Genomic DNA, 6224 nt, shown 5'->3' on the forward strand with positions numbered 1-6224 from the left:
TCCGTGACCGCCACAGAGAACACCGCGTCCTCCGATCCCTCAGCATGCGCAACGGTTGCACTGACATGAACGGAGCCTGCGTCGGTGAACTTCACCGCATTGCCAACAAGGTTCACCACAACCTGCCGCAACCGCTTGGCATCCCCCAGAATTTCTGGCGCGTTTTCAGGCACCTCAAGGTGGAAAGACAGGTCTTTTTTCTGTGCCAAAATCGTCGCGAAGCTGGTCGCATTCTTCATGAAGTCTTTAACGTCAATCGGCTCGGACTTCATGCGAAGCGCACCAGCCTCGATCTCGCCAAACGTCAAAATCTCTTCAATCAGCGCCATCTGGCTATCTGCACAGGAGTTCAAGATATCAACCAGCTCTCTGTCTTCTTCCGGCAGATCCGCCAGTTCCAGAAGTTGCGCGGCCCCAATGACACCGTTCATTGGCGTCCGCAGCTCGTGGCTGATCGTCGCAAGGAACTGCGTCTTGGCCAAATCAGAAGCTCGCGCGGCTTGCGCTTCCTCTTGAAGCTCCGATTGAATTCGGAGAATTTCACGCACCAACGGTCGCGCGACAGTGAACCATGCAAAAACGGCGGCAAATAGGGCAATAACAAACACAAGCACAGAAAGGAAAACGGGCAGCTCACCGACGGTTTGAGATTTTTGGGTGAGCACCGCATTCACGTGTTCGAGTTGTTCTGAAGACAACTGGTTTGCTTCGGTCCAGAACGCCTCAAGTGTTGCCGGGTCTGACTTTCCGTCGGCAAAAACCTCCGCAGCGGCCAACAGGATTGTCCCAATTGAGTTTTCAAGCGAGACCACGCTGGAGGAGCTGGTCTCCCATTCTTCGTCTTCCTCTTCCCAGATACCTTCAAGATCTTCCGGCATTTCATTGCCAAGCAGCCCCAGCTCCTGACCCAAACTGATCGGATCAATCCCGGCCTCGCTTGTGCGATCATTGAGGGCCTGCCGCGTTTCAGAGTCAGTGTCCTCCATGATGTCACCACCATCTGGATCTGCCGCCCGCAACGCCGAATAAAACCCAAGCGCCCGAACATATGTTTTTTGCGCTTCTGCTTCATCGTAGGTCCGCGACGTCTCTATTTGTGCCGCGTGCCCCTTTAATTTCGCAACGCCTTCCATCATCTGGCCAATGACCAACACATAGCGAGACGTGGCTGCGGCCGACTGATGGAAGAAGACTGAGGCGGCACTCGCTACAAACATTGGAACCAGCAGCACGACCATCGTAATGAGCAGGCGCTGTCGCAAATGATGTTGATCGATAGAGCCTAATTTCGAGCTACTATTCTGCTTTTTGCCGCTCATATCGGCCTCCGTACTTCCATTGGTTTTGAAGCGAGTCTCGCCTGCAATTTACTTTTGTTACCAAGCTCACCTTGCAAGAGTCTTACCCTTTACTGCAGATAAATTCACTTTGGATCCAACTTGTAGCTAAATGCAAAGTTAGGACCACTAAAATTTATTGAACCGTCAAGATTTAGACGCGCGGCACCGAAAGTTATCGGAGTCTGTCTATCCCCCTTCCTCACGCCTTCGTGACCCCAACGTGTGTTGACCTCTCCCCACTGGAACCTGCCACACTGTAGGCAAAGAACATCACGAGGGACGCATGGCACACTCCCCAAAATCTCCCCGGTTCACCCGCCGATCCTTCCTGATCAGCAGCACGCTTTGCCCGTTAGCGGCAGCCGCCCCCACGCTGGCGCTTACCGAGCGCGGAGCCGGAGCCAGCCGTACAGCGCAACGTTTCCTATTTCCGCACCCACGCGTGGCAGGACCATTTTGACACGCTTGGCGCGGGTCTGATCATCTCCGACACCACCACCCGGGTGTTGCAGCACTGGACTGCGGATGGCGAGATGCGCATCCACCCAATTTCTGTGCCCCTGACCGATGAGCTGACCAAACGCGCCAACCGCGGCTGGGCACCCACACCCTCGATGCGGGAGCGCAACCCGGAATGGCTCGTTGACCGCGACATCGATCCCCATATTCCTGTACTGGACAAAGCGGGTCGGACAGACGGCACATGGAACCGCGTCGCCTTCGAATAGGACCCCAAGAACAACCAATACATCTGCCCTGAAGGTGCGCCGCTCAAACAGTTCCACCGCAATTACCCTGATCCCAATCGTGGCCCCAGCGGCAAGGGCGTTGCAAAATATCAAGCGCTGAAACACACCTATCAGGCCTGCCCGGCAAAGATGAAGCGCTGCCCAAAGGCAGATGCGCGTATGATCTCCAGCGAAGAACACTAAGATGCCAGACAAGTTGCCCGCGATATTGCAACGACCAAACAATATGCGGTCTCAATGCGGCTTCGAAAGACGGTGGAAATGCTCTTCGCGCACCTCAAGCGTATCCTCGGGCTGGGACGTCTTCGGTTACGTGGACGGTGCGGTGCAAATGACGAATTCCTCCTCGCCGAAACCGCCCAAAACCTCCGCAAACTGGCAAAGATCTTTCCCGCGCCGCAGCAAACACGCAAGCCTGATAAGGAAGGCGCTCGCGCACTCAAACAGCGACCATTTTCTGCGCAAGCAACACGGTGTTTTTCCACAGGATCGGCGGAAAACCTCCTTTCGCTGTGGTTGCGAGATTGTAGCGTGGTTGTCTCAAAGCGGTCTTTGCAAAGTCCGACAGAAAGCCATGCTGGACATGCCGTTTAAGACATTCAATCGCGTAAGGTGACTGCAGCGCGGACCTGGCTGCAAATGTGCAAAGTCGACATTTCTAACCCAACTACAAATGTCGGCTTCCTAGGCCAAAAGAAATACATTTTGATGAATTATTCAAAGTATCAAACCGTACCGTATCAAGGTCTCCCACCCGATACCAAAGTTTCGATAAACTTGGAAAATAGCTCACCCTGTGATCTGATCTGAAGCTTTGAGTACACATTCCGCCTGTGGATACGAACAGTACCGGGTGAGATTTCAAGAATGCGACCAACTGCATCAGCCGAGTGACCTTTGAGAGTGAACTCTACAACCTGCCTTTCTCTGGGGGTTAATTGACCCTCGCCAAAGTTTGTAAAAGCAAGCTCCACACTGTGATGCAGCCCCCCACTCAACGTCGCTTTGGCATCCGCGCCAAACTGCGCTGCCAAATCACTCCAGTGGCGTTGGCACGTTGCGCGCACAACTGGCCAGAACTCGCGCAGTTGCCGGAAATCTTTTGCCGAAAAAGCTTTCTCAGCGCGCATTAGCGAAAGGACCACAATGGCATTCCCAGGCATTTCGATGAAATACCCTATCTCCTCAGCCAAACCTGTACGAGCGTAGTAGCTTCGGAAATACTCACCCTGAAAGAACCTGTCAGGTGCCAAATCTTTGATCCGATACAGGCCGGGTTCGACCTGATTTCCACAAGCCAGATAAAACGGGTCCAGCAGGTAAGGTCCTTCCTGATAGTCCTCTACAAAAATCTTGCGCTTACTTGTCGGAAAGTCATCGAACAGATCTTTTGGGCTGGCTGCACCGAGATATCCGAAAACGACTGTGTAATCGAATGCGGCAATGCCTTTGAGGGTATCCGACATGGTTTGTGCAAAGCGCTCAGTTCCAATCGCATCAATCAGAGTTCCGGTCGCAGTGATCACGGTCTTCATACGCCAAGCCTCGCTACTACGATTGTTATACTAAAAACGTGGTATATACAGCAATCGAGTTTTTCTTACAGTTTTTCCGAAATGGATAGTATTCACTAAAACGGAAAAAGATAGCACTAAATGGAAAGCAGGGGATATATCGGGGCCTTCACTCCAGCTGACGGCAAAGCCATTGCAGAGCTGCGGGGCGTTACCAAACGTTTTGGAGATGTGCTCGCTGCCAGCGATCTAAACCTGACAATCACTGAAGGTGAATTCTTGTCTTTCCTTGGTCCATCTGGCTGTGGAAAAACCACTGCTCTCAGAATGTTGGCAGGGTTTGAGACGCCTACCGAAGGTGACGTGCTGCTTGACGGCGAGGTGGTCAATGCACTGGAAGCCCATCACCGTCCGGTCAATATGGTGTTTCAACAATACGCCCTGTTTCCGCATATGACCGTTGCCCAGAACATTGGTTATGGATTGCGCCAGCGTCGCCCACGGCTACTCAAAGCGCAGATCAAGGAAAAGGTCGACAAGACTCTGGACGTGGTTCAGCTCCGTGGATTTGAGGATCGAAAGGTTTGGGAAATGTCCGGCGGGCAGCAGCAGCGTGTCGCCTTGGCACGCGCAATCATCAACGAGCCCAAGCTTCTGTTGCTCGATGAGCCAATGGCGGCCTTGGATCGCAAGCTGCGCAAAGAGATGCAGATCGAATTGCAGGACTTGCAACGTCAGCTGGGCATCACGTTTGTACTTGTGACTCACGACCAGGAAGAAGCCCTGTCGATGAGCGATCGCATTTGCATCATGCGCGAGGGTCGTATTGTCCAGGTCGGTAGCCCACAAGAGCTGTATGATCGGCCAAATTCCAAATATGTGGCTGATTTTGTTGGCACCTCCAATTTCTTTAACGGCACCGTTGTCGATCAGCCCGGCCCACTGACATCGGTGCGCCTCAGCAACGGGATGATCATGCGGGGAACCCCCACTGAAGGGATGATCAACCATGAAGACGTGTCCGTCAGCGTGCGCCCCGAACAAATGACTCTGCACCGTCAAGGTGAGGGGCTGACAGTAGAGGTGCGCAACCGGATCTTTCTGGGAGAACACACCGAGTATTTGGTGAACCACGAAACGCTTGGCGATTTTCTGGTTCTATCACCACGACAAACTGAACAAACCGAAGGCGCTTTTGCCGTTGGCGACACAGCAATTGTGTCTTGGGAAGACAGAGCCGCACTTATCCTCGACCGAAACTAAACCACACTGCAATCGTAGGGAGTAAAGGGAATGACCAGAGACATCGACTACATCTCCAAACAGAAGTTCATGCAAGAGTTGGAGAGTTACAGAAAAGGGTCCGTAACACGGCGCCACTTTCTCAATGTGACCGGGCTTGGCGCCGCTGCAGCCGTTATGGGCGCAGCCGTTCCCGGATTGCGCCCAAGTCCAGCGTTTGCGGGTGACATTGGCGACCGTGTCGTTTTGGCGACCTGGCCCAATTATCATGATCCCGAAAACTTTGAGGCCTTTACCGAAGCCACTGGGGCCCATGTTCAGGTCAACGTCTTTGGCTCTAACGAGGAAATGCTGGCCAAGTTACAGGCAGGTGCGACCGGATGGGACGTGTATGTGCCCACCAACTACACGATCTCGACCTATGTTGATGAAGGCCTGATTGAACCGCTGGATACCTCCAAGCTCCCGAACTACGACGGGGCTGCCTTTGATGCGCGCTATGCCGAAGCAGGATCTGTTGACGGCACGCTTTATGCAGTGCCAAAAGACTGGGGTTCCACCGGAATGGCGGTGAACACCAAGCACAACGATGGCAAGCCAATTGCCTCCTGGAAAGAGTTCTTTGACATTGCGCGCGACAAATTCACCGGCCGGGCCATGGTGCATGATTACCAACTGACAACCATTGGCAGCGCATTGAACTACTATGGGTATTCGTTCAATTCGGTCGACGAAGCTGAACTGGCTGACGCTGAAAAGCTGCTGATTGACGTAAAACCGCATCTTTTTGCAATCACGTCTGACTATCAGCCTTCGATGCGCAATGGTGATGCCTGGCTGACAATCTGCTGGTCTGGCGATGGCAAACAGCTCAACACAGACATGCCAGAAATTCACTATGTACTGGGCCGTGAAGGTGGCGAGATCTGGAGTGACTACTATGCCATTCCAAAAGGTGCGCCCCATATAGACGTGGCTTATGCGCTGATCAACTTCCTGTTGGATCCCGCCGTAAATGCCAAGGAAGTGCTGGCTCATGGCTATCCCACAGCGGATTCCCGCACCTTCGAATTGCTACCCGAGGCCTTGAAAAACGACCCAATCCTCTTCCCGGCACAGGAGCTTCTGACGCCGCTGGAATTTGGTGCAGCTGCGACATTGACCGACCCGAACCGTGCCGAGTTGATGGCGCGCTTCAAGTCAGCCTAAGCCAACAAAGGTGAAAACAACATGACAGCACGAACGCGCAATTGGTTGCTTTTGGCTCCCGCCGGGACCTGGTTTCTGGTGATGCTGATCATTCCGTTGACTGTTGTTTTCATCTTCAGCTTTGGAGAGCGGGCACCTGCCGGTGGTGTGGTGCCCGCTTTCACGTTTGA

4 protein-coding genes and 2 pseudogenes are annotated in these 6224 nt (G+C 53.3%); 4 read left to right on the forward strand and 2 right to left on the reverse strand.

Annotated elements, in window-relative coordinates; genetic code table 11:
• Positions 1-1319 (reverse strand): histidine kinase dimerization/phospho-acceptor domain-containing protein (locus QZ517_RS19305; RefSeq protein WP_294230436.1); only part of this gene is annotated, 1319 nt, incomplete at its 3' end.
• 304 nt (positions 1320-1623) lie between these two features.
• Here QZ517_RS19305 and QZ517_RS19310 point away from each other — a divergent pair.
• Positions 1624-1978: pseudogene (locus tag QZ517_RS19310) on the forward strand (L,D-transpeptidase); the annotation flags it as partial.
• Positions 1976-2494 (forward strand): annotated as a pseudogene (locus QZ517_RS19315) (transposase); the annotation flags it as partial. The pseudogenes QZ517_RS19310 and QZ517_RS19315, both read left to right, overlap by 3 nt.
• Positions 2495-2829: 335 nt before the next feature.
• Here the strand turns inward: QZ517_RS19315 and QZ517_RS19320 are convergent.
• Positions 2830-3624, reverse strand: a complete 795-nt coding sequence (locus QZ517_RS19320; RefSeq protein ID WP_294230440.1) for a helix-turn-helix transcriptional regulator — start codon at positions 3622-3624, stop codon at positions 2830-2832.
• A 120-nt stretch (positions 3625-3744) separates the two neighbouring features.
• Between QZ517_RS19320 and QZ517_RS19325 the strand changes: the two genes are divergently transcribed.
• Complete coding sequence (locus tag QZ517_RS19325; RefSeq protein WP_294230443.1) at positions 3745-4866, forward strand: ABC transporter ATP-binding protein; 1122 nt, start codon at positions 3745-3747, stop codon at positions 4864-4866.
• 30 nt (positions 4867-4896) lie between these two features.
• Positions 4897-6054, forward strand: coding sequence for a spermidine/putrescine ABC transporter substrate-binding protein (locus QZ517_RS19330; protein ID WP_294230447.1), 1158 nt, complete (start codon positions 4897-4899; stop codon positions 6052-6054).
• Positions 6055-6224: the final 170 nt, after the last annotated feature.

It is taken from the genome of uncultured Shimia sp., from assembly GCF_913054185.1.
GTDB lineage: Bacteria > Pseudomonadota > Alphaproteobacteria > Rhodobacterales > Rhodobacteraceae > Shimia.

What these genes read in the sequence shown, in the direction of transcription:
- QZ517_RS19320 (WP_294230440.1), bottom strand. Translation starts at nt 3,624, where the DNA reads ATGAAGACCGTGATCACTGCGACCGGAACTCTGATTGATGCGATTGGA.
- QZ517_RS19325 (WP_294230443.1), top strand. Translation starts at nt 3,745, where the DNA reads ATGGAAAGCAGGGGATATATCGGGGCCTTCACTCCAGCTGACGGCAAA.
- QZ517_RS19330 (WP_294230447.1), top strand. Translation starts at nt 4,897, where the DNA reads ATGACCAGAGACATCGACTACATCTCCAAACAGAAGTTCATGCAAGAG.